Below are 21897 nucleotides of genomic sequence, written 5' to 3'. Positions count from 1 at the left end.
GCCCGGCCCGGCAGGACCACACAGAGCCGGGCTCGGCCGGGCTCGGCCGTCAGAGGCGTCGCAGGGCGCCCTCCGCTCGCAGGTCGGCCAGGGTCGGGTAGCCGTCCACGGCCATGAGGAGGTCCGCCTCGGCGAGGAGGGAGCGCAGGACGTGCACGATGCCGTCCTCGCCGCCGGCCGCCAGGCCGTACGCGTAGGGGCGGCCGACGCCGACGGCGGTGGCGCCGAGGGCGAGCGCCTTCACGACGTCGGCGCCGGTGCGGACGCCCGAATCGAAGAGGACCGGCAGTCCGTCGGCGGCCTCGACGACGCCGGGGAGCGCGTCGAGGGCGGGCAGGCCGCCGTTGGCCTGCCGGCCGCCGTGGTTGGAGCAGTACACGGCGTCCACCCCGCCGTCGCGGGCGCGGCGCACGTCCTCCGGGTGGCAGAGTCCCTTGAGGATCAGTGGCAGGTCGGTGAGGGAGCGCAGCCACGGGAGGTCGGCCCAGGTCAGGGGGTTGCCGAAGACGCCGACCCATTCGAGGATCGCGGCCCCGGGGTCCTCCTCGGGCGCCTTGGCGAGGCGGGCCCGGAAGACGGGGTCGGACGTGTAGTTGGCGAGGCAGTGGCCGCGCAGCTGCGGGAAGTTGCTCGCGGCGAGGTCGCGGGGGCGCCAGCCGGTGACCCAGGTGTCGAGGGTGACGACGATCCCCTTGAACCCGGCGGCCTCGGCGCGCCGGACCAGGCTCTCCGCGAGGTCCCGGTCGGTGGGCGTGTACAGCTGGAAGAAGCCGGGGGTGTCGCCGAACTCGGCGGCCACCTCCTCCATCGGGTCCACGGTGAGGGTGGAGGCGACCATGGGCACGCCGGTGCGGCGGGCCGCGCGGGCGGTGGCGAGGTCGCCGTGGCCGTCCTGGGCGCAGAGTCCGATGACGCCGACGGGGGCCATGAAGAGCGGTGAGGGGAGCCGGAGTCCGAAGAGGTCGACGCCGAGGTCCCGGGTGGTGGCCCCGACCATCATCCGGGGGACCAGGCCCCACCGCTCGAAGGCGGTCACGTTCGCCCGCTGGGTGAACTCGTCGCCCGCGCCGCCCGCCACGTAGGAGACGACCGACGGGGGCAGCGCGGCGCTCGCCCGGGCCTCCAGTTCGGCGTGGGTCATGGGGAGGCCGGGGAGCACTCCGCCGAGCCCGGCGAGGTAGATCTCGTTCTGGTAGTCGCCGTACCGCCCGCCGAACGCGCCGCTCATCCTGGGCCCCGCCCTTCCGTCGCCGTCCCGGGCCGGGCCCGCCCCGGCCGCCGGTGGCGCCCACGGTGCCAGTCGGCGGGCCGGAACGCCATGGTCGGGAGGGGGATGCGGGGGCCCGGGGCTCCACGGCACCGCCGTTCCCCGCCGTCGCGGGGGTGCGGGGCCGGGCCCGGCGGCCGGACGCGGGCATATTCCGGTGCGTCCGGGGCGGTCCGGTGGTGGAATCGCCGGATGCGCGAGAACGACGAACGGACGACCGTGGTGGACCGGGGCCGGTTCGCCGACTCGGTGACCCCCTGGGACGACGCGGCGTGGCGGAGGGACGTCCTCGGCTGGGCCGAGCGCGCCCTGGCCGGACACGGGCTGGTGGAGAGCGGCGCGCGCGAGGTGCGGGTGCGGCCCTGGTCGGTCCTCGTCCGGTTCCGCACCGGCGCGGGCGAGCGGGACGCGGTGTGGCTGAAGGCCGGCGCCCCGTCGAACGCCTTCGAGGCCGGGCTGTCGGCGGCGCTCGCCGCGTGGACGCCGGAGCACGTGATGACCCCGCTGGCGGTGGACGCCGGGCGCGGCTGGTCGCTGCTGCCCGACGGCGGGCCGCTGTTCCGCGGCGTCCTCGACGCGGGCGCGGCGGGCCCGGAGTCGTGGGCCACGGCGCTGGGCCGGTACGGCGAGATGCAGCGGCGGCTCGTCCCGTACGCCGACCGGCTCGACGGACTGGGGGTGCCGGGCGCCCGAACGCGGGAGCTGCCGGAGGCGTTCGAGGCGCTCGTCACCGGCAACCCCCTCTTCGACGCCGACGAGCGGGCCGCGCTGCTGCGCCGGCGGCCCCGGCTCGTCGAGCTGTGCGCCGAACTCGACGCGTACGGCCTGCCCGACTCGCTCGACCACTGCGACCTGCACGACGGGCAGATCCTCGCCCCCGCCCCCGGCCGCTTCACCTTCTTCGACTGGGGCGACGCCTGCGCCGCGCACCCCTTCGGCAGCCTGCTGGTCCCGGTCCGGGAGGTGCGGCTGCGGTACGGCCCCGAGCACGTGGCCCCGATGGTCGACGCGTACCTGGAGCACTGGACCGGGCTGGGTCCCTCGGCGGCGGAGCTGCGGCGGGCCGCGAGGCTGGCGGTGCGGCTGGCGGCGCTGGGCCGAGCGGGCTCGTGGTTCCGGCTCTTCCCCGGCACGCCGACCGGCGACAGCGAGGAGGCGAGCGCGTACTGGGTGCGGGAGCTCTTCGCCGCCGCCGACGAGCTGTGAGCGGGCCCTGGCCCCGCCGGCCCTGACGGCCGGGGCCCGGCGCCCCGGGCCCGCGGGCCCTCACGGGACTTCGCGCCGGGCCGGTGGGCGCCTGCCTTCTCGGTGTCCGCGCCGGGCGGCCCGGCGACGGTCATGCGGCGGTCCCCCTGGCGCCGAAGCCGAAGCCGAAGCGCCGGGCGCACGGCGTCCCGGGGTACGGGGGCGCCGCCGGGGATCCGGGGGCGGCGGGCGAGGGCTTGGCCGGTGTGGGCGTCCGGGTGACGGAGGCCGGAGTGACGGGAGCCGGGGTGGAGGGGGCCGGGGTGTAGGGGGCCGTGAGGGTCGGGTCGATGGTCAGGGTGCGGACGCCGAGGGGGCGGGCGAGGGCGCGCAGGGCGGACTCGGAGAGCGGTGTCCAGGGCTGGCCGGCGCCGAGGGTGGCGCGGAGCCGTTCGGGGCTGGTGAAGGCGACGGCCGTGCGGGCGCCGACGGGCGTGCGGTAGAGGCGGACGGTGACGCCGCGGGCTCCCGGCCGGACGGGCACGCAGAGGCGTCCGGCCGGGGCGGGTTCGGCGGGTTCCGGGTCCGTGGGACCGGCGGCCGGCCGCGCGGGGTCGCGGTCGTCGGCGAGCGGGGTGCGGGGCATGGGGTCCTCCGGTCGGTCCGGCCCCGGCGACGGTTCGGCGGGGCGCGTCCTCGCAGCCTTGCCCCGCTCGGGGCCGGCCGACCGTCTCCCTGACGCGGTCCTGACGCCGGCCCCGGCGACTCTTGACGCGTTCGTCACGCCCCGGCGGCCGGAGGGGCGTTCGGGAGGCGGGAGCCGTGCCCGGCGAAGGCGGCGAAGGAGGCGAAGAGCGCCTGAGGGACGCCTGGGGATTACCGGGGGAACGCCCGGCGGAGCCGGTCGGGCCGTCGGCGGGGCACCCGGACGCACATTGCTACTAATCCTCTAAGCTGCTTAGTATTCGCGAGCCTTCGCACCCGCGGCCGCACCTCGGCCGCCCCCCGAGGAAGAGGGAGCTCCGCCGTGCCGTCGCACCGCCGCCCGAAGCAGCCGCACCCCCGTTACGCCGGCGTCGCGACCGCCACGGCGGCGGCCGCCGTCGCCCTCTCCGCCCAGCAGGCCACGGCCGACCCGCTGCCCGACCCCACCAAGAAGGGCGTCCAGGCGCAGGTGGACCGGCTGTACGAGGAGGCGACGCAGGCGACGGAGAAGTACAACGGCGCCAAGGAGCGGGCCGACGCGCTCCGCAGGCAGGTCGGCCTCCTCCAGGACGGGGTGGCGCGCAAGCAGGCCGAACTCAACGAACTCCGGGACGGCATCGGCCTGCTGGCGGCGGACCAGTACCGGGCGGGCGGCCTCGATCCCGCGCTGCGGCTCTTCCTCTCCTCCGACCCCGACGCGTACCTCGACCGCGCCACCGCCCTCGACCGGGCCGGCGAGCGGCAGACGGCGGCGCTCCGGCGCTTCCTCGACGAGCAGCGGACGCTGCGGCAGCAGCGCGGCGAGGCGTCGGAGCGGCTGCGCGACCTCGGCGCCGTCCAGCGGGAGCTGGGCGAGCGGAAGGGCGAGATCCAGGGGAAGCTGCGCGAGGCCCAGCGGCTCCTCAACACCCTGTCGGCGAAGGAGCGGGCACGGATCGCCGAGGCGGAGCAGCGGGCGAACCGGGCGAGCGCGCGGGTGGAGCTCGGGAACCAGCCGAGCGCCTCCGGGCGGGCGGCGGCGGCGTTCGCCGCGGCGAAGAGCCGCGTCGGACTGCCGTACGTGTGGGGCGCGAGCGGCCCGTCGTCCTTCGACTGCTCGGGGCTGACCTCCTGGGCGTTCCGCCAGGCGGACGTCGCACTCCCCCGCACCTCGCAGGCGCAGGCGTCGGCGGGGACCCGCGTCGACCGCCTGGCCGACCTGCGGCCCGGGGACCTGATCGTGATGCGGACCGACCTCAGCCACATCGGCTTCTACGCGGGCAACGGCCAGATCCTCCACGCCCCCAAGCCCGGCGCGCAGGTCCGCTACGAGTCGATCGCCCGCAGCGGGATGCCGTTCATGTGGGGCGTGCGGATCGGCTGACACCGGACGGCCCCCTCGCGTGCGCGGGCCGCTCGCGTCCGCGGACCGCTCCCGCGACCGGCGCGGCCGGGGCGGGGGCGTACGGCTCCGAGCAGCGGGATACCCGGCCCCGGGCTGGCACTTCGTGTCTCCGGCCGGTACCGCGGCCCAGCCTCCACGGCCGTCCGTGATACGGGGCGGGGGTATGGGATTCCCCGGGAGGCCGGGGCCGTCGGGGTCCGGCCCGACCGGGCGGGCCGGATGGCACCGCGTGCCTGGTCGGAGGGGACCGGGAAGTCGGCTGGACGGGGGGCCGGGGAAGCTGGAAACCTCGGCGATTGAGGACCCGATCACCGGTCCCGTACGTGCGCCGCCGCGAGGGGAGCGTGGCGCGGGCCCGTGATCGTCGCGTCCTCGAAGGCGCGTCCGCCGCACCCGTACGCGCCGGTACCGCGAGGAGGAGGACCACCGATGACCGCCGCCCGGGAAGAACGGCTGCAGCTCGACGCCGCGAGCGTCGACAACGCGAGGACGACGCTGCTCCAGCTCCTCGCACGGGCGGGGGTGTACTCCGGCGACGCCGAGGAGCTGATCGGCCTCGTCGAGGCCGGTGCCCTCGCCGTCGCGCACGAGGAGCTGTCCGGCACGGGACGGCAGGCCCCGCCGGGCAGCGGCGAGCCGTACGCGGCGGGCTGGCGCGACGGTTCACGGGCCGTCACCGAAGGACTCGCGGGCCTCGCCGACCGGGCGCTGGGCAAGGCCGTCGCCGCGGACGCCGAAGGGGAGCCCGACCCCCGGACGCGGGTCGGGCGGATGGAGGTCGAGCGGGCCAAGGTGGCGGTCGTGCCGCTGTACCTCACCTTCTCCGAGGAGTCCGACCTCGACCCCGAGGTCACCGAACAGGTGCTCGCCTCCGCGCTCGCGACGATGGGGGCCCGGCAGCGGGCCGCCTATCCGGGGCGGCTGACGGCCTTCGCCACCGACCACCGGTCCCATCTGGAGCGGCTGTACGCCACGTACGGACCGGGCAGCGCGATCGCCATCCACGGCCGTTACACCCTGGTCCACTCCCCCACCAGCCTCGCCGTCCTGGAACGGCTCGCCGTCCACCCGGCGGAGCTGCGGGAGGAGTGGGACGCCGCCGAACTCCCCCCGGCCTGGCTGGACGGCCTGACCCGCGCCTGGGACGCGACGGGCTGACCCCGGGCCACCCGCCCTTCACGGGCCGGCGGGCGCGGGCGCGGCGGCCGGCGCGGCGTGCGGGTCGGGGAAGGGGTGGAGGCGTACGGGGTGGGGCCCGGCGGCGGCGTGCCGTTCGGCCCACGCGGTCACCGCGGCGCGGCAGGCGTGGTCGAGGTGGTGCAGCCCCGACAGGTCCACCTCGACGGGCCGGTCTCGCGGCAGCGCCTCCAGGACGTCGAGGAGCTTCGGCAGCCGGAGGAAGGTGGCGCCGCCGCTGAGCCGGACGCGGAGCACGCCCACGGCGGGCGGGCCCGGCTCGCCGTGCGCGAACGGCTCGCCGGAGGCGGGGCGCCGGTCGGACGGGGACGGCTGATCGGGCAGGGACGGCCGGTCGGGCAGGGACGGCCGGGCGGACGGGGACGGCCGGGCGGGCGGGGGCGGTTCGTCGGTGTGGTCGACGCGGAGGTGGGACGCCTCCCAAGCGGCCTTCGCGACGGCGAGACCGAGACCGGCGAGCACCCCTTCGAGCATGCCGACCGCCACGATCGCCGCCGCCGTCGCCCCCAGGACCGCCGCCTCGCCCCGGTGACCGCGCCACAGGGCGACGATCCCCCGGAAGGGGATGAGCTTCCATCCGGCGTGGACGAGGATCCCGGCGAGCGCCGGCAGCGGTACGTACGCGAGCGCGCCCGGCAGCAGCGCGGCGAAGACCAGCAGCCACACGCCGTGCAGCACCCGGGAGACCCGGGTCCGCGCGCCGGCCCGGACGTTCGCCGAGCTGCGGACGATCACGGCGGTCAGCGGCAGGGCGCCGAGCAGGCCGCACAGGGTGTTCCCGGCGCCCTGGGCTAGGAGTTCGCGGTCGTAGTCGGTGGGCGGGCCGTCGTGCAGCCGGTCCACGGCCGCCGCGCTGAACAGGGACTCGGCGGAGGCGATCAGCGCGAAGGCCAGGACGGTCCTGAGGACGGCGGGCTCGGCGAGCAGGAGGAAGGCGGCGGGGTCGGGCGTCCTGACCGCGGCCAGGACGCCGTCGACCCGGACGGTCGCGACGGGCAGCCCGGCGAGGGCGGTGACGAGCCCGGCGAGCAGGACGGCCACCAGGGCACCCGGGAGCGCGCCCGCCCGGCCCGGCAGCCGGGGCCAGCCGACGATCACCAGGACCGTGCCGGCGGCGACGGCCACCGACGCGACGGCACGCGGGTCGGCGAGCGCTCCGGCCAGCGCCGCCGGCAGCGCGGCCAGCCGGGCGACGCCCCCCTCCGGCGCGGGGACGCCGGCGGCCGCGTACAGCTGTCCGGCGACGATCACCAGCCCGATCCCCGCGAGCATGCCCTCCACGACGGAGAGCGAGATGGCCCGGAACCAGCGGCCCCAGCGGAGCAGGCCCAGCGCCGTCTGGACCAGCCCGGCGGCCAGCACGATCACACCGAGCCCGGCCGGGCCGAAGGTCCGCACCGTCTCCAGGACGAGGACGGTGAGTCCGGCGGCGGGCCCGGAGACCTGGAGGCTGCTGCCGCGCATCATGCCGGTGACGAGACCGCCGACGATGCCGGTGACCAGACCGAGTTCGGCCGGCACCCCGGAGGCGACGGCGACGCCGACGCACAGCGGCAGCGCGACCAGGAAGACCACGAGCGAGGCGGCGAAGTCCTGGCGGAAGTGGGAGGGAAGGCGGCGGAGCCGCCCGGGCGGCGGGGAGGACGGCATGCGGAGGAACCCCTCACGGTCGGACGACGGATCGGACGGCGATCAGGCGACGGATCGGACGGCAATCGGACGGCGATCAGGCGACGGATCAGACGGTGATCAGGCGACGGATCGGACGGTGATCAGGCGACGGATCGGACGGTGATCAGGCGACGATCGGGTGTGCGGGCGGCACGACGGGAGTGCGCGGGTGCGCTGCGAGAAGTGCGGGGCACCGGGGGCCTGGTGACGAGGCCGGCGCGGGGCCGCGGGACGGCCCCGGGGCGGGGCGGCGAGGGGCGTTGGCCGCAGGCTAGCGGGGCGAACGGCACGGCCGGCGCGGGTGGGTGGCGGGGGCAGGTTTCCGGCCGGAAGCGAGCGGTACGTGACGCGAACCGCCGTGGGAGCGGCGCGGGGGCGCTCCTGCACGAACGGCGCATCGGCCGCGGGCGCCGCGCACCCGGGCACCGGCGGGGCGCGCGGGGGGGGTGCGGGTACGCGGGGGCGTGCGTACACGGGCGCGTGGGCGCGTGGGTGTGGGCGCGCGGGGCGCGAACGGGTGGGCGTCGACACGGCCGGCGCGGCATGGCCATGCGGCGGCCGACGGGGGCTCACGGTCGGCGCGGGGTGCGGGAGAGAGGGGACAGGGAGGATCAGGGGGGATCAGGCGTGCGAAAAGGGGTGCGGGCAAGGGTTCGAGGAAGTGGGTGCAATGCGTCACACGGCGGGTGACAGGGGGGTGGTCGGGTAGCGCGGGGGGCGGGGGGCGCGCATAGGGTGGCAGCATGCCCAGAACATCTCCGGCCCTTGCCCTCGACGCCCTCCTCGAAGGCAACCGTCGCTTCGTCTCGGGCACGCCCGAGCACCCGAACCAGGACGCCGCCCGTCGCGCGGAGCTCGCGCCCGGCCAGGACCCGTTCGCCGTCATCCTCGGCTGCTCCGACTCACGGCTCGCGGCCGAGATCATCTTCGACCGGGGGCTCGGCGACCTGTTCGTCGTCCGCACCGCCGGTCACGTCATCGGCCCCGAAGTGCTGGGAAGCGTCGAGTACGCGACGAGCATCCTCGGCGCGCGGCTCGTGGTCGTCCTCGGCCACGACTCCTGCGGCGCGGTCGCCGCGGCCCGCGCGGCCGTCGAGGAGGGCTTCACCGCCAACGGCTTCGTGCGGGACGTGGTGGAGCGGGTGACGCCGAGCATACTGGCGGCCCGGACCGCCGGCCTGACGGCCGACAGCGACATCATCGACGAGCACATCCGGCACACCGCGAACCTGCTCCTGGACCGCTCCCGGCTGCTGTCCGACCAGGTGGCGGCCGGCGAGATCGCCGTCGTCGGCCTCGGCTACGAGCTGGCCGGCGGCAGCGCCCGGCTGGTGAGCACGCACGGCGCCGTGGCGGAGGAGGGCGCTGCGGCGTGACGTCCCGTTTCGACTGCTCCGACCCGGCGGCCCGCGCGGCGGGCCTCGACGAGGCCGCGGCCGCGGTCCGCCGCGGCGAGCTCGTGGTGCTGCCGACGGACACCGTGTACGGGGTCGGGGCCGACGCCTTCGACCCGAAGGCGGTCGCGTCGCTGCTGGCGGCGAAGGGCCGCGGCCGTCACAAGCCCTCCCCCGTCCTGGTCGACTCGGCCGCGGCGCTCGGCGAGCTGACCGACGAACTCCCCGACGCGGCACGGGCGCTGATCGACGCCTTCTGGCCGGGCGGCCTGACCCTGGTGGTGCGCCACCGGGCGTCGCTCGACTGGGACCTGGGCGAGACCGGCGGCACGGTGGCGGTCCGGATGCCGGACCATCCGCTGACCCTGGACCTCCTCGCGGAGACGGGCCCGCTGGCCGTGTCCAGCGCCAACCTCACGGACCACCCGTCCCCGCAGGACTGCGACGCCGCGCAGGCGATGCTCGGCGGGTCCGTCGCGGTGTACCTCGACGGCGGCCGTACCGCCGGCGCGGTCTCGTCGTCGATCGTCGACCTCAGCGGCGCGACCCCGGTCCTGGTCCGCGACGGCGTCCTGCCGGTCGCCGAACTCCGCGCGCTCGTCCCGGACCTGATCGTCCCCTGACCCCCTCATACCCCTCGTACCCCCTCTCCGGCCCCGGCCTCCGCGGAAAACCGCGTTGTCCGGGGCCGGAGCGCCGACCGGCGTCCGTCGTCAACGCCGCGCGGCTCGGCAGCAGAGCTCCGGGCGCGGCGACCGACGGGCCGGACGGTGTCGGGGTACTGGCCGCGGCCCGGCCCGTGGAGGTCACGGCGGGTGCGTGACCGCGCCCCGGCACCTGGAGGGGTGCCGGGGCGCGGTCGTGGCGTCCGGGGTTACGGAACGAGGCGGAGGAGGCGGTTCGGGGAGCCGCTGCCGGGGGTGGTGACCTTGTCGGGGGTGGCGCCGTTCACCAGGGCGGTGGCGACCTGGGCGGGGGTGGCCGAGGGGTGGCCCGCCAGGTAGACGGCGGCGGCTCCGGCGACGTGCGGGGCGGCCATGGAGGTGCCGGAGATGGTGTTCGTGGCGGTGTCGCCGGTGTGCCAGCCGGCGGTGATGGAGACGCCGGGGGCGAACAGGTCGAGGACGGCGCCGTAGTTGGACCAGCTCGCCTTGGCGTCGGCGTTGTTCGTGGCGCCGACGGTGAGGGCCTCGGTGACGCGGGCGGGCGAGGAGTTGCGTGCGTTCACCCCGGAGTTGCCGGCGGCGACGGCGTAGGTGACGCCGTCGGCGATGGAGCGCTTGACGGCGTTGTCGAGGGTGGTGGACGCGCCGCCGCCGAGCGAGAGGTTGGCGACGGCGGGGGCTCCGGCGGTGTGGTGGGAGGTCACCCAGTCGATGCCGGCGACGACGCCCGCGGTGGTGCCGGAGCCGTTGGCGTCGAGGACGCGGACGGCGACGACCTTGGCGGCCTTGGCCACGCCGTAGGTGGAGCCGGCGATGGTGGTGGCGACGTGGGTGCCGTGGCCGTTGCCGTCCTGGGCGACGGTGTCGCCCTCGACGGCGTCGTAGCCGTTGACGGCCCGGCCCGCGAGCTCGCTGTGGCTGATCCGCACGCCGGTGTCGATGACGTACGCGGTGACTCCGGCGCCCGCGCTGTCCGGGTACGTATAGGTGCCGGAGAGCGGCAGGGCGGCCTGGTCGATGCGATCGAGGCCCCACGGCGCGTTCGTCTGGGTGGCGTCGGCGCGGACGACGCGGTTCTGCTCGACGGTGGCGACGGCCGGGTCGGCGGCGAGGCGGCGGGCGGCCGCCGCGTCGAGGGTGACGGTGTAGCCGTTGAGGGCGGCGCCGAAGGTCTTGCCGACCTTGCCGCCGTAACCGGCTATGAGCGCGCGGCCCTTGGCGGAGCCTGCGGCGAAGCCGGCGCCGGGCTTGAGGCTGACGAGGTAGCTGTCGGCGACGGCGTCGGCCGAGCCTGCGGCGACGACGACGCCCTCGGCGGGGGCCTGGGCGGCCTGCGCGGGGGCCACGGCGAGGCCGGTGGCGAGCGCGGCCACGGTGGCGGCGGAGGCGATCAGCGTGCGGCGGGCGGTGCGGTGCGGGAGTGCCATGGTGAGTGGTTCCTCCTGGGAGCGGCGCGCCCCGGTTCGGGCGGCGCGGTGGGGGTCGCGTGCGGTCGCACGCACTGCCGGGGAGGGGGTCCTCCGCTCGGCGTGGGCAGAAGCCTGTGCCTCACCGGCCGGGCGGATCAAGGAAGTTGGCCTCCTGTCATGTATCTGCCATGTCGTGGACACGGAGACTCCCCCGATCCCCTGCCGAACCCCCGCGAACCGCCCCGCCCGCGCCACCGTCGCGTTCCGGCCGCCACCCGCGAGGACCGGCCACCGGACGGCACCGCACGAAAGCCGGACGGCCGGGGAGGGAGGGGCGGGAGGAGAGGGAGGGGGAGGGGGAGGTGGCGGCACGGTGGTGCGGGCGGTACGACGGCGGGTGCGGGGGCGGGTGCGGCAGCGGACGCGGACACGAATGCGGATGCGACGGCACGGCCTCGGGCGCGTCCGCTCCGGCGTCGGCTCCGGGGAGGGGCGGGTCACTCCTCCGCGGGAGGGCCCGTCATGATCGGGGCATGCGAAGCACGCCCGCGCCGGACGACGGCGCCCCCGCCCTCTCCCCGTACCAGGCGGGACTGCGCCGCCGGCTCCTCGCCGCCCCGGTCGTCCCGGCGCCGGCGCCCTGGCGGAACGTGTTCGGCGACCGCGCCGCCGTCGGCGGCCTCACCGGCGTCGGCTTCGGCGTGGACCCCGCCACCGGCCACGACCTGGTGATGGTCGTCTCCCACCAGGGTTACGGCGTCTTCGACGCGGTGACGGGCGAGCGGGTCGCGCGGGACCGGGACCCGGAGGACGACGGGCCGGACGGCACCCCGGACCTGTCGTGCCCCGGGATCGGCCCGCTCGCCGGGCGACGGGTGCGGATCGCGGGGCTGTTCGGCGGCGGTCTGCACAGCACGAGCGGCGACGGCTGGACGGTGGACGTCGAGGCCCCCGACTGGCCGAACCACCGGATCCTGCTCTCCGCCAACGGCGGGAACTGGCACCGTCCGCCGCACACCGAGGGCTGGTGGCACGTCCTGCACTCCACCTGGTCGACGCTGCGCGCCGCCGGCTTCTCCCCGTCGGGGCGGACGCTCGCGGTCGCCACGTCCAGCGACCTGACCCTGTGGACGCGCTCCGGGTGAGGCGCGGTCAGGCGTCGAGGACGGCGGCGACGGCCTCGATCTCGACGAGCTGGTCGTGGTACCCGAGCACGGTGACGCCCATCAGGGTGCTCGGCACGTCGTGGTCGCCGAAGGCGTCGCGGACCACCTGCCAGGCGGCCACCAGGTCGGGCTGACGGGTCGTCGCGACGAGCACGCGGGTGCTGATGACGTCCTCGATGCCGGCCCCGGCGTCCTTCAGCGCCGTCCGCAGGTTCGCGACGCAGGCCGCCGCCTGCCCGGCGACGTCCCCGACCGCCACGGTGGCGCCGTCGGCGTCGAGCGGGCAGGCACCGGCCAGGAAGACCAGCCGGGCCCCGGCGGGCGCGGTCGCGGCGTACGCGTACTCGGCGACGTCGGACAGGGTGGCGGAACGGATGAGGCTGACGGCGCTGGGCACGGGGGATCCTCTCGGCTGCGACGGTCCGGGGGCCGCACCGGCCCGGCCGGGGCGGGAAAAGCCCCACCTTCTCAAGTCCGCCCCGGAACCTCGACCGCTTTTCCGACGGCCGAACGGGCCGGGCGGGGCGTCCCGCCCGCTCAGCCGGTGGGGGCCGGGCCGGGCGGGGCCGGCCAGTGGCGGTGCAGGGCGTCGATCCGGAAGGCGTGGACGTGCCGGTGGCCGGGGCCGGTGCCGGCGGCCGTGTGGGGGTGCCCGGCGGGGAGTTCGGGGTGGGCGTGCTCCAGCTCCTCGGGGTCGCGGCGCGGCCAGAGCCGGGCGGCCGCGACGGTGGCGGCCAGGGCGACGGCGGTGAGGGCGGCGGCCGAGGCGGCGGGTCCCGCGCGGGACGCGAGCCAGCCGGCGAGCGGGTAGGTGAGCAGCCAGCAGCCGTGCGAGAGGGAGAAGCGGGCGGCGAAGAGGGCGGGCAGGTCGGGGTCGGCGGCGGACCGGCGCAGCAGCCGCCCGCCGGGCGTGAGGACCGTCGAGGTGGCGGCGCCGAGGCAGGCCCACAGGACGAGCAGGACGGGCCAGGCGGCGGCCCGGTGCGCGGCGGCCCAGCCGGAGGCCAGTCCGGTGGCCAGCAGGCCGAGTCCGGCGGTGAGGGCCCCGGCGGCCGGGAGCATGAGGGCGCGGTCGCCGGTCCGGCCGAGGAGGCGCGGGAGCGCCAGGGCCGCGGTCATCGAGCCCGCCCCGTACGCGGCGAGGGCGAGGGACACGTCGCCCGCCGTGCGCCCCAGTCCCTCCCGGACGAGGACGACGGTCTCCACGAGCACCATGGCTCCGGCGGCGGCGACGGCCAGGTCGAGCGCGAGCAGGGCGCGCAGCCGCGGGGTGGCGAGGAGGAGCCGGGCGCCGGGGACCCGTCCGGCGGCCGGGCCGGGGCCGGTGTCCGCCGGGAGCCGCAGCGGCAGGACGAGGAGCGCGGAGAGCAGGAACCCGGCGGCGGTGCCGGTGAAGAGCCACCCGTACGGCACGAGGGCGAGGAGCGCGGCGGCGAGGACCGGGCTGACCAGGCTCTCCAGGTCGTAGGCGAGCCGCGAGAGGGCGAGGGCCCGGGTGTAGTCGCGCTCCTCGGGCAGGACGCGCGGGATCGTCGCCTGGAAGGCCGGGGTGAAGACCGCCGAGGCCGCCTGGAGCAGCAGCACGAGCCCGTACACCTGCCACACCCGGTCCACGAACGGCAGGGCCAGCGCGGTGGCCAGCCGCACGAGGTCGGCGCCGACGAGCAGGGTCCGGCGCGGCACCCGGCGGGCCAGCACCCCGGCGAGCGGCGCCAGGCCGACGTACGCCGCCATCTTGAGCGCGAGCGCGGTGCCGAGCACGGCGGTCGCGTGCGCGCCGGCGAGGTCGTACGCGAGGAGGGCGAGGGCGACGGTCGCCAGGCCGGTGCCGGTGAGGGCGAGGGCCTGGGCGAGGAAGAGGTGCCGGTAGGTGCGGTCGCGCAGGACGGACAGCATGGGGACGCCCTCGTTCGGCAGCGGGGTGCGGTCCCCCTCACCGTAGCGGACATGTGCACGCGTGCGCACATGTACACGGAACATCGCGTGCGCCCCGGCGCCCTCGGCCTCCGCGGCGCGCCCCGCCGGTGCCCGGGCCCCGCCGGCTCAGTCGTGCCAGGGCTCCCCCGTCACCATGTGGTCGGCCCGGTTCAGCGCCTCGACCACCAGCCGCTTCAGGTGCCCGTCCGGCAGGGCGTACACCACCCGCCGCCCGTCCTTCCGCGCCTGCACGAGCCCGCTCAGCCGCAGCTTGGCCAGGTGCTGGCTCACCGCGGGCCGCGCGGCCCCGCACGCCGCGGTCAGCGCGCCGACGTCGGCCTCCCCGCGCGTCAGCACCCACAGCAACTGCAACCGCGTGGGATCGCCGAGCAGCCCGAACACCTCGGCCGCCGCCGCGAGCTCCGCCGCCCCCGGGGTCCTCGGATGGACGGGGGACACGACCTGTTCACGCACGGGATCCGCCATGCGCCCATCGTAGGGAGGCGGCGCCGACGGGCGTCCGCGCTCCGGGGCCGGGGCCGTTCCCTCGATGCGGGTGCGGCCCCGGGACGAGGCGGCCCGAGGGTGGCGGGGTTCCGGGGCGGTGACCGCTCCGTGGACCGTTGTGCGCGGGGGTGGGGTCTCGGGTGAGGATGCTGCGGACGGCCGGGACATGGCCGGGAGCGAGGAGAGACGACGATGACCATCGAGTGGCGCTACACCATCCACCCCGGGCTCGGTGTGCTCTCCCTGGCCGGTTTCCTGGGGCAGGAGGCCGTGGGGCGGTTCCAGGGAGCCGTCGGCTGGGCCCTCGCCCGGGGCACCGGGCCCGTCGTGCTGGACCTGACCGGGCTGCGCGGGTGGTCCGACGGGGGCCGCCTCGCCGTGTCGGAGGCCGCGCTGCGGCTCGCGGCGGAGGGGCGGGGCCTCGAACTGGCCGCCGTGCCGGAGGGCGGGGCGCCCCCGGCCGGCGCCGGTTTCGGGGACGGGAAGGTGGCCGTCGCCGTGCACGGCGACCTCGCCGCCGCCCTCGCCGCCCACCGGGACCGGGGCGTCGAGGAACGCGAATGGCGTAGCGACGCCTGGCCCGGGGACGCCTGAGGTCCCGTGTGCCGCCCGCCCTCAGAACCAGTGCGGGCAGTGCGGCGGGCGCTCCGTGCGGAAGAGGGCGTCGGCGCGGGCGGCGGCCTCGGGATGGTGGGCCCGTACGTGGCCGGCGCGGACCAGGGTGCTGGGGGCCGTACCGCCCAGGTAGAGGGAGCCCAGGTCGGAGACGTCCAGGGAGAGGTCGGGCTCCCGGTCCGTCGGAGCGCAGTCGGCCTTGCCGTCCCGGACGGTCAGCAGGTGGCGGCCGCGCTCGCCGAGGAACGGGTCGTCGACGTCGAGGACGAGCTCGCCGTCCGCGAGCCAGCCGCCGCGCGCGGTCAGCGCGCCCGGGACGTCGAGCAGGCGCACCCAGAGCCAGTCGGTGTCCTCGGTCAGCCGGCCGGCGCGGAAGTCCTCCAGCCAGTGGCGCAGCGGATGACCGGGCGGGACCTGCTTGAAGACGACCTCGGTGACGAGGTCGTGGCCGAGCGCGAACCGGGCGAGCTCCGCGAAGACGGCGTCGTCGTCCGTGATGACCTCGTCGATCGTGAGGGTCCCGGAGTCGACCGCGTAGGAGGCGTAGCCGTCCGCCGCGCCCTCTGCGTCCCGGTGGACCGCCACGTAGCGCGGCGCCCCCGCGACCGGCGGCTGGCCCGCGCCCCGCGCCCACCAGCGGTGCGGCCGCGCGAGCGCGCCAGGCTGGGCGCGGCGGTACCGCTCGTAGACCTCTTCGAGGAGGGGGCCGCAGTCGGCCCGCCGCAGCAGCTCCACGGAACCGGCCGCGTCGGCCGCTCCGAGCGCCCGGGGCCGGGCGAAGGCCCCCTGGTGCCGGGAGACGGCCACCCGCTGCGTGAAGGTTGCGGGCCCGTAGCCGAACCGGCGGTAGATGACGGCCTCGGACGCCAGCAGCACGGCGGCGACCTCTCCGCGCGCCCGCAGGTCGGCGAGCTGACGCCGCATCAAGGAGGTGAGCACGCCCTGCCGTCGGTGCGTGGGCAGCACGCCCACGGCGGTGACGCCGGAGACGGGGACGACGTTCCCTCCCGGCAGGGTGAGTTCGAAGGAGTACGCGCCGGCCGTGCCGACCGGACGGCCGTCCTCGGCCAGCGCCAGCAGGTTCCGGTCCATCTCGAACGCCGACCACCAGACCCCCGAGCCGTCCTCTCCCGGGGTTCCCGGGACAAGTCCGAACGCGCGATGCAGGGTGTCGACGAAGACGTCCAGGTCCTCGTCCCCGGTGGACCGAATATCCGTCACTGCCGCTTCCTCCCCATGTGCCGGCACCGCACGTCGCGGCACCCGTCCCGCACCCAGTGCAGCGGCGCTCCGGGCCCGGGTCAAACGGTTAAACCGGCGGGGCGCCCGCACGTCGGCGGGGGCGTGCGGTGCCGGCGGGACGTCCGTGTGCCGGCGGGGGGGCAGCTGGGCGGACACCGCGAGATCGGCGGGGCCTGCGGACGGCCGGGCAGTGCCTCGGCCCGGCCGGCCCCGAGCGGGGAGCAGGACGCGGTCACACGAACCGTTCCACCGTGTGGGGGAAGAGTTTTGACGGCTCGTCAGTCGAGACAGAACTCGTTGCCCTCGATGTCCCGCATCGCGATGCAGGACTCGTTCTCCTCGTCCGCGTACAGCGTCTGGTCGTGGGTCGCGCCGAGCGCGACCAGGCGCGCGCACTCGGCCTCCAGTACGGCCAGGCGCTCGTCGCCCACGAGGCCCGTGCCGGCCCGCACGTCGAGGTGCACCCGGTTCTTGGCGACCTTGCCCTCGGGCACGCGCTGGAAGAACAGGCGCGGCTCGTCGCCCACCGGAGGGATGGCGGCCCAGTCCGCGCCCCGCCGTCCGGGGGTCCCGCGGTCGAACTCGTCCCAGGAGTCGAAGCCCTCCGGAGCCGGCGGCGCGTCGTACCCGAGCACCGCGCGCCAGAAGCGGGCGACGCGCTCCGGTTCCGCGCAGTCGAAAGTGATCTGGACCTTCTTGATCGACAGCATCGGGTCATCATAGGGGCGGGGCCTCCCCTGCCTCCTGGATTATTCGCGGCGGGGGGCATGTGCGATGCGGGCCCCTCCGGTCGCCCAGCCCCACCCTGGTCGCCACGGCCGCCACGGCCACTCCGGCCTCCCGACGCCCGCCCCGGCCACCCGCGACCGCCCTCGACCGTCCCGGCCGCCCAGTCGCCACGACCGCCCGCCCCCCGGTCCCCGGTCCCCGGCCTCCGGCCTCCGGTCCCCCAACGACCGCCCGGCCGCCTCGGTCGTCGCGCCCGGCGGAGCGCATGCGCGATCATCGCCGGCATGGATGCCCACTTCCTCGCCATCTCCCAGATCCGCCAAGTCCCCTCCGTCGCGGTCGTGGTGGACGTCATGCGCGCGTACACCGTCGCCGCCTGGGCCTTCGCCCGGGGCGCCGAGAAGATCGTGCTCGCCGAATCGCAGGCCGCCGCGCTGGCGCTCACGGCCCGCCACCCGGACTGGGCGGCGCTGAAGGACGGGCCGCCGACCCCCGGCTTCGACCTCGTCAACTCGCCGGGCCTGCTGCGCTCCGCCGACCTGGCCGGCCGCACCGTCGTGCAGAAGACCACGGCCGGGACGGTCGGCGCCCTCGCGGTGAAGCACGCCCCGCTGGTGCTCTGCGCCGGGTTCGTGGTGGCCGAGGCGACGGCGCGGGTCCTGCGGGACGGCGGGTACGGCGAGGTGACCTTCGTCGTCACGGGGGAGGACGGGCGGGCCGACGAGGACCTGGCCTGCGCCCAGTACATAGCCCGCAGGGCCGCCGGACCCGACGCGGACGCCGACCCCGGCGCGACCGCCTCCGGAACCGCCGCCCCCTACCTCCGCCGCGCCGCCGCGTCCCGTGCCGCCGCCGAGCTGGCGAGCGGGGTGCGCGAAGGCGCGCACCCCGACGACGTCGCGCTCTGCCTCGAACTCGACCGTTTCCCCTTCGCCATGGCGGCGACCCCGCAGGACGGCTTGATGGTCCTGCGCCCGCACGCGCCCCGCTGACCCCCGTCCCCCTCGCTCCCCTTCGCCCCCTTCCCTCCCCTTTCACCCCCTCCCACCACACGGCCCGCGTTCACAGGCACGGACAAAAGTCGTTCATGTCCGTGAACAGCAATCACGTACGCGCATATTGACGCGTCTCCGACACTCGCCCTAGCGTCGGCGTCCGTACGGAGAAAGCGCTTTCCCGCCGTGTCCGAGCCGCCTCCCCCACCAGGAGACACCGATGCGCACCACTCCCCTCGCCCTCAGCGTGGGCCTCGTCGCCGGCACCCTCGTCGCCCTGTCCGCCGCCGGTGGCGCCCAGGCCGCGACCGGGCGGTACGAGGCCGAGACCTCGCCCGCCGTCTGCACCGGCACGATCGATTCCGACTGGACCGGGTTCTCCGGCAGCGGTTTCTGCAACGGCACCAACGCCGTGGGCGCGTACGCGCAGTTCGCCGTCACGGCGCCCGCCGCCGGGACGGCGACGCTCACCGTACGGTTCGCCAACGGCGCCACCGCGGCCCGCCCGGCCGACGTCGTCGTCAACGGATCGACGGTGGCGGCGGGGGCCTCCTTCGAGTCCACCGGCACCTGGACCGGGTGGACCTCCAAGACCTTCACCGTGCCGGTCGCGGCGGGCACCAACACCGTCCGGCTCAGCCCGACGACCGCCGCCGGGCTGCCCAACGTCGACCACGTCGAACTCTCCACCGCCGACACCCCCGCCCCCTCCGGCCCCGCCCTCTACGTGTCGCCCACCGGCACCGCGGGCGCCGCCGGCACCCAGGCCGACCCGACGACGCTCGCCTCGGCGATCACCCGGATCGGGGCGGGCGGCACGATCCACCTGCGCGGCGGCACGTACGCGCTCGCGCAGACCGTCACCGTCGCGGCGGGCAACGACGGCACCTCCGCCGCCCGCAAGACGATCGCCGCCTATCCGGGCGAGACCCCGGTCCTCGACTTCTCCGCGATGGCCGAGTCCTCCGCCAACCGGGGACTGGTCCTGAACGGCGACTTCTGGCACGTGAAGGGGCTGATCGTCCAGCGGGCCGGCGACAACGGCATCTACGTCGGCGGCAGCGACAACGTCATCGAGCGCACGGTCACCCGCTTCAACCGCGACACCGGCCTCCAGCTGGGGCGGATCGGCTCCACCACCCCGCGCGACCAGTGGCCGGCCCGCAACCTCATGGTGAGCGTCGAGTCGCACGACAACGCCGACGCGGCCGGCGAGAACGCCGACGGCTTCGCCGCCAAGCTGACCACCGGGCCGGGGAACGTCTTCCGGTACGCGGTCGCCCACCACAACATCGACGACGGCTGGGACCTGTACACCAAGCCGGACACGGGCCCGATCGACCCGGTGACGGTGGAGTACTCCCTCGCGTACACCAACGGCACGCTCTCCGACGGGACGGTGAACGCCAACGGCGACCGCAACGGCTACAAGCTCGGCGGGGAGTCCATCGCCGTCGACCACGTCGTGCGCCGGAGCATCGCCTACCGCAACGGCAAGCACGGCTTCACCTACAACAGCAACCCGGGTTCGCTGAAGGTCTCCGAGAACGTCTCGGTCGACAACGCACAGCGCAACTACACCTTCGAGGCGGGCACGTCGGTCTTCCGCGGCAACACGTCCTGCCGGAGCACGAGCGGCGGCACCAACGACAAGCTCGTGGGCGACGTCGACGCGTCGAACCAGTTCTGGTCCGGGACGAACGGCTCGCGGTGCACGGCGTACGCCGGCGCCCTCGGCTGGTCCTTCGCCGCGAACGGCTCGCTGGCCGTCACCTTCGGGGGCAAGCCCGTCACCTGGTGACCCGCGAACCGCGCGCCCGCACCCGGCCGTTCAGGTGCGGGCGCGCAGTTCCCTGCCCAGGGCGTACGCGACCCGCAGGTCGTCCCCGTCGTAGCCGGCGGCGGCCAGGGCGCGGAGGCCGGGCGCGGCGTTGACGGCGACGGTGTGGCGCAGGACGGAGAAGAGCGGCACGTCCGAGCCGGAGTCGCCGTAGGCCACGCACGCGTCGCGGTCGAGGCCGAGGACGGCGAGGAGGCGGTCCACGGCGGTCACCTTGTCCGCGGGGACGAGGATCCCGGCCGGGTCGGGCGCCGAGCGGAAGGGCGGCGGCGGGAAGCCGGAGGCCACCACGTCGTCGACGCCGAGGCCGCGCAGCCGGCCGGCGAAGAAGTCCGGCGACATGGTGACGACGACGGCCCGGTCGCCCCGGCTCCGGATGTCCGCGAGGACCTCCGCCAGCCCGCCGATCCAGGGCGCCCCGTCGAAGGCCTCGGCGACGACGGCGGGGGTCAGCTCCCGCCACAGTCCGTACAGGGCGGCGGCGAAGCCGCGGGTGTCGATGACCCCGGCGGCGAACTCCGCCTCCAGATCCCGGAGTTCCCCGAGGCAGCCGAGCCGGGCGGCGATCTCCAGACTGGCCGAGGTGTCCCTCAGCAGAGTGCCGTCCATGTCGAAGACGTGCAGCAGCCGGCCGTCCACCTCCGCCTCCCTCCGGGTCCGGTGGTCAGCGTACGCCGCGGACGAAGAGCACCGACACCGCGCCGGCCAGGGTGACGAGGGCGGCGATGACGTACAGACCGTCGTACCCGAGGAAGCCGACGATCGCCGAGGCCAGGAACGGGGCGATGATCTGCGGGCCGGCGTTGGCGACGTTGAGGACGCCCATGTCGCGGGCGGCGTCGCCGGCGGACGGCAGGACGAGGGTGACGAGGGCGGTGTCGACGGCGAGGTAGGAGCCGAAGGCGAGGCCGATGAGCACCGTGAAGACCAGCATGCCGTCCCAGTCCGGCTTGACGACCGGCACGAGCATGGCGGCCGCGCACAGCGCGGAGGAGACGAAGACCAGCGGCTTGCGGCGGCCCGCCCGGTCGGAGAGGACGCCGCCGAGGACGGTGGCGAGAAGGGTGACGCCGGCGTCGATGGGAGCGATGAAGGCGACGGCCTCCTCCGGCTCCAGGCCCGCGGGCAGCTCGATGTGGTCCTGGAGGATGTAGATCTGGAAGAGGGAGACCGCGAAGAAGCCCAGCATCATCAGGAAGCGGCCGATGAAGACCCAGCGGAAGTCGGCGGACTTCATGGTGCCGGCGAAGGCGCGGAACCGGCCGCCCGGCGGGGGCGGGGCGGCCGCCGGGCGGCGCAGGTCGCGGACGACCGCGGTGAAGAGGACGGCGGCCCCGGCGATGACGGCGCCCATCACGAGGTAGCCGAGGGCGATGTCGCCGGGGACGAAGAGGGCGGCGGTGGAGATGCCGACGGCAGTGCCGATGGGGGTGCCGATGCCGACCATCGCGGAGGCGAGGCCGCGGCGCTCCACGGGCACGCGGTCGGGGACCACCGCGGTGAGGGCCGCCTGGTAGACGTTCGCCATCGCCTGGACCAGGCACCAGCCGATGGCGACGAGAAGGACACTGCGGGCCTGGCCCAACAGGGCCAGCGCGCCGAGGGCGGCGAGACCGCCGCCCAGGATCCACGGGTTGCGCCGGCCGGAGCGGTCGGAGAGCACGCCCGCGAGGGGGTTGAAGAGGGTCGCGAAGACCGCCGCGACGCCGGCGACCAGCCCGAAGGCGGCGACCTTGTTCGCGGGGTCGATCTGCTCGACCTGGAGCGGGAGGAGCACCGCCCCGACGCCCATGTAGACCATGTACATCGCCGCGTTGGCGACGGTCAGCATGGGCATCAGGCGGAGCAGGGAGCCCTTGCCCGGGGTCACGGCGGCGTCGGCGGGCTCCCCGACGGGTCCGCCGGGGGCGGGCGGCGCGGTCTCCGGGGTGGTGTCCATGGTGGTGCTCCTCGGCCGCGGGGGCGGGGGGGGGGGGGGCGGGGCGCGGGCGGGGCGGGGGGGGGGGGCG

Annotated in this window: 20 protein-coding genes; 9 read left to right on the top strand and 11 right to left on the bottom strand. The window is 76.3% G+C overall.

What is annotated here, in order from left to right; translation table 11 throughout:
• Positions 1–49 precede the first annotated feature (49 nt).
• Positions 50–1228, bottom strand: coding sequence for an alpha-hydroxy-acid oxidizing protein (locus ACFW6A_RS23435; RefSeq protein WP_351855345.1), 1179 nt, complete (start codon positions 1226–1228; stop codon positions 50–52).
• A gap of 231 nt (positions 1229–1459) precedes the next feature.
• On the opposite strand from ACFW6A_RS23435, the gene ACFW6A_RS23430 reads away from it, so the two are divergent.
• Positions 1460–2473 (top strand): aminoglycoside phosphotransferase family protein, encoded by a 1014-nt coding sequence (locus ACFW6A_RS23430; RefSeq protein ID WP_351855342.1) that lies wholly within the window; start codon positions 1460–1462, stop codon positions 2471–2473.
• A 130-nt stretch (positions 2474–2603) separates the two neighbouring features.
• Here ACFW6A_RS23430 and ACFW6A_RS23425 read toward each other — a convergent pair whose 3' ends face one another.
• Complete coding sequence (locus tag ACFW6A_RS23425; protein WP_386483881.1) at positions 2604–3098, bottom strand: SAV_915 family protein; 495 nt, start codon at positions 3096–3098, stop codon at positions 2604–2606.
• A gap of 381 nt (positions 3099–3479) precedes the next feature.
• On the opposite strand from ACFW6A_RS23425, the gene ACFW6A_RS23420 reads away from it, so the two are divergent.
• Both ACFW6A_RS23420 and ACFW6A_RS23415 read left to right on the top strand, forming a co-directional pair.
• A complete protein-coding gene (locus ACFW6A_RS23420) occupies positions 3480–4520 on the top strand; it encodes an NlpC/P60 family protein (protein ID WP_386642496.1) in 1041 nt (346 codons plus the stop codon).
• A 450-nt stretch (positions 4521–4970) separates the two neighbouring features.
• Positions 4971–5699, top strand: a complete 729-nt coding sequence (locus tag ACFW6A_RS23415) for a hypothetical protein (RefSeq protein WP_386483885.1) — start codon at positions 4971–4973, stop codon at positions 5697–5699.
• A gap of 18 nt (positions 5700–5717) precedes the next feature.
• Here the strand turns inward: ACFW6A_RS23415 and ACFW6A_RS23410 are convergent, their stop codons facing one another.
• Positions 5718–7388, bottom strand: coding sequence for a SulP family inorganic anion transporter (locus ACFW6A_RS23410; RefSeq protein ID WP_386642493.1), 1671 nt, complete (start codon positions 7386–7388; stop codon positions 5718–5720).
• Positions 7389–8152: 764 nt separating this feature from the next.
• Between ACFW6A_RS23410 and ACFW6A_RS23405 the strand changes: the two genes are divergently transcribed.
• Both ACFW6A_RS23405 and ACFW6A_RS23400 read left to right on the top strand, forming a co-directional pair.
• Complete coding sequence (locus ACFW6A_RS23405) at positions 8153–8785, top strand: carbonic anhydrase (protein ID WP_351855331.1); 633 nt, start codon at positions 8153–8155, stop codon at positions 8783–8785.
• Positions 8782–9426, top strand: coding sequence for an L-threonylcarbamoyladenylate synthase (locus ACFW6A_RS23400; RefSeq protein WP_386483889.1), 645 nt, complete (start codon positions 8782–8784; stop codon positions 9424–9426). Before ACFW6A_RS23405 ends, ACFW6A_RS23400 begins: the two co-directional genes overlap by 4 nt.
• Before the next feature lie 251 nt (positions 9427–9677).
• Here ACFW6A_RS23400 and ACFW6A_RS23395 read toward each other — a convergent pair whose 3' ends face one another.
• A complete protein-coding gene (locus ACFW6A_RS23395) occupies positions 9678–10895 on the bottom strand; it encodes a S8 family peptidase (RefSeq protein WP_351855326.1) in 1218 nt (405 codons plus the stop codon).
• A gap of 515 nt (positions 10896–11410) precedes the next feature.
• On the opposite strand from ACFW6A_RS23395, the gene ACFW6A_RS23390 reads away from it, so the two are divergent.
• Positions 11411–12022: a hypothetical protein gene (locus ACFW6A_RS23390; RefSeq protein ID WP_351855324.1), complete on the top strand. Its 612-nt coding sequence runs from the start codon at positions 11411–11413 to the stop codon at positions 12020–12022.
• A 7-nt stretch (positions 12023–12029) separates the two neighbouring features.
• Here the strand turns inward: ACFW6A_RS23390 and ACFW6A_RS23385 are convergent, their stop codons facing one another.
• From ACFW6A_RS23385 to ACFW6A_RS23375, 3 genes are all read right to left on the bottom strand, one after another.
• Positions 12030–12440 (bottom strand): Rid family hydrolase, encoded by a 411-nt coding sequence (locus tag ACFW6A_RS23385; RefSeq protein WP_351855321.1) that lies wholly within the window; start codon positions 12438–12440, stop codon positions 12030–12032.
• 140 nt (positions 12441–12580) lie between these two features.
• Positions 12581–13939 carry an MFS transporter gene (locus ACFW6A_RS23380; protein WP_386483892.1) on the bottom strand — a complete coding sequence of 453 codons (1359 nt, stop codon included), beginning with the start codon at positions 13937–13939 and terminating at the stop codon, positions 12581–12583.
• Positions 13940–14086: 147 nt separating this feature from the next.
• Positions 14087–14446 (bottom strand): metalloregulator ArsR/SmtB family transcription factor, encoded by a 360-nt coding sequence (locus tag ACFW6A_RS23375; RefSeq protein ID WP_351855318.1) that lies wholly within the window; start codon positions 14444–14446, stop codon positions 14087–14089.
• A gap of 213 nt (positions 14447–14659) precedes the next feature.
• Here ACFW6A_RS23375 and ACFW6A_RS23370 point away from each other — a divergent pair, with 213 nt between their 5' ends.
• Positions 14660–15061, top strand: coding sequence for an anti-sigma factor antagonist (locus tag ACFW6A_RS23370; RefSeq protein ID WP_386642489.1), 402 nt, complete (start codon positions 14660–14662; stop codon positions 15059–15061).
• 21 nt (positions 15062–15082) lie between these two features.
• Here ACFW6A_RS23370 and ACFW6A_RS23365 read toward each other — a convergent pair whose 3' ends face one another.
• Together ACFW6A_RS23365 and ACFW6A_RS23360 are read right to left on the bottom strand one after the other, a co-directional pair.
• Complete coding sequence (locus ACFW6A_RS23365) at positions 15083–16303, bottom strand: GNAT family N-acetyltransferase (protein ID WP_386642486.1); 1221 nt, start codon at positions 16301–16303, stop codon at positions 15083–15085.
• A gap of 299 nt (positions 16304–16602) precedes the next feature.
• A complete protein-coding gene (locus ACFW6A_RS23360) occupies positions 16603–17034 on the bottom strand; it encodes a VOC family protein (RefSeq protein ID WP_351855312.1) in 432 nt (143 codons plus the stop codon).
• Positions 17035–17337: 303 nt separating this feature from the next.
• On the opposite strand from ACFW6A_RS23360, the gene ACFW6A_RS23355 reads away from it, so the two are divergent.
• Both ACFW6A_RS23355 and ACFW6A_RS23350 read left to right on the top strand, forming a co-directional pair.
• Entirely contained in the window at positions 17338–18045 is a 708-nt protein-coding gene (locus tag ACFW6A_RS23355) for a 2-phosphosulfolactate phosphatase (protein WP_386642483.1), read from the top strand.
• A 223-nt stretch (positions 18046–18268) separates the two neighbouring features.
• Positions 18269–19849 (top strand): carbohydrate-binding protein, encoded by a 1581-nt coding sequence (locus tag ACFW6A_RS23350; protein WP_386642480.1) that lies wholly within the window; start codon positions 18269–18271, stop codon positions 19847–19849.
• Between the two features lie 30 nt (positions 19850–19879).
• Here the strand turns inward: ACFW6A_RS23350 and ACFW6A_RS23345 are convergent, their stop codons facing one another.
• On the bottom strand, positions 19880–20527 hold the full coding sequence (locus ACFW6A_RS23345) for an HAD family hydrolase (RefSeq protein ID WP_386642477.1): 648 nt from the start codon (positions 20525–20527) through the stop codon (positions 19880–19882).
• 25 nt (positions 20528–20552) lie between these two features.
• Positions 20553–21827: an MFS transporter gene (locus ACFW6A_RS23340; RefSeq protein WP_386642474.1), complete on the bottom strand. Its 1275-nt coding sequence runs from the start codon at positions 21825–21827 to the stop codon at positions 20553–20555.
• Between the last annotated feature and the right edge of the window lie 70 nt (positions 21828–21897).

Source organism: Streptomyces sp. NPDC058758, assembly GCF_042746075.1.
In the GTDB taxonomy this organism is placed as follows: Bacteria; Actinomycetota; Actinomycetes; order Streptomycetales; family Streptomycetaceae; genus Streptomyces.
Note: the sequence above shows the minus strand (reverse complement) of the source record. Positions and strands in the feature narration are given on the sequence as shown.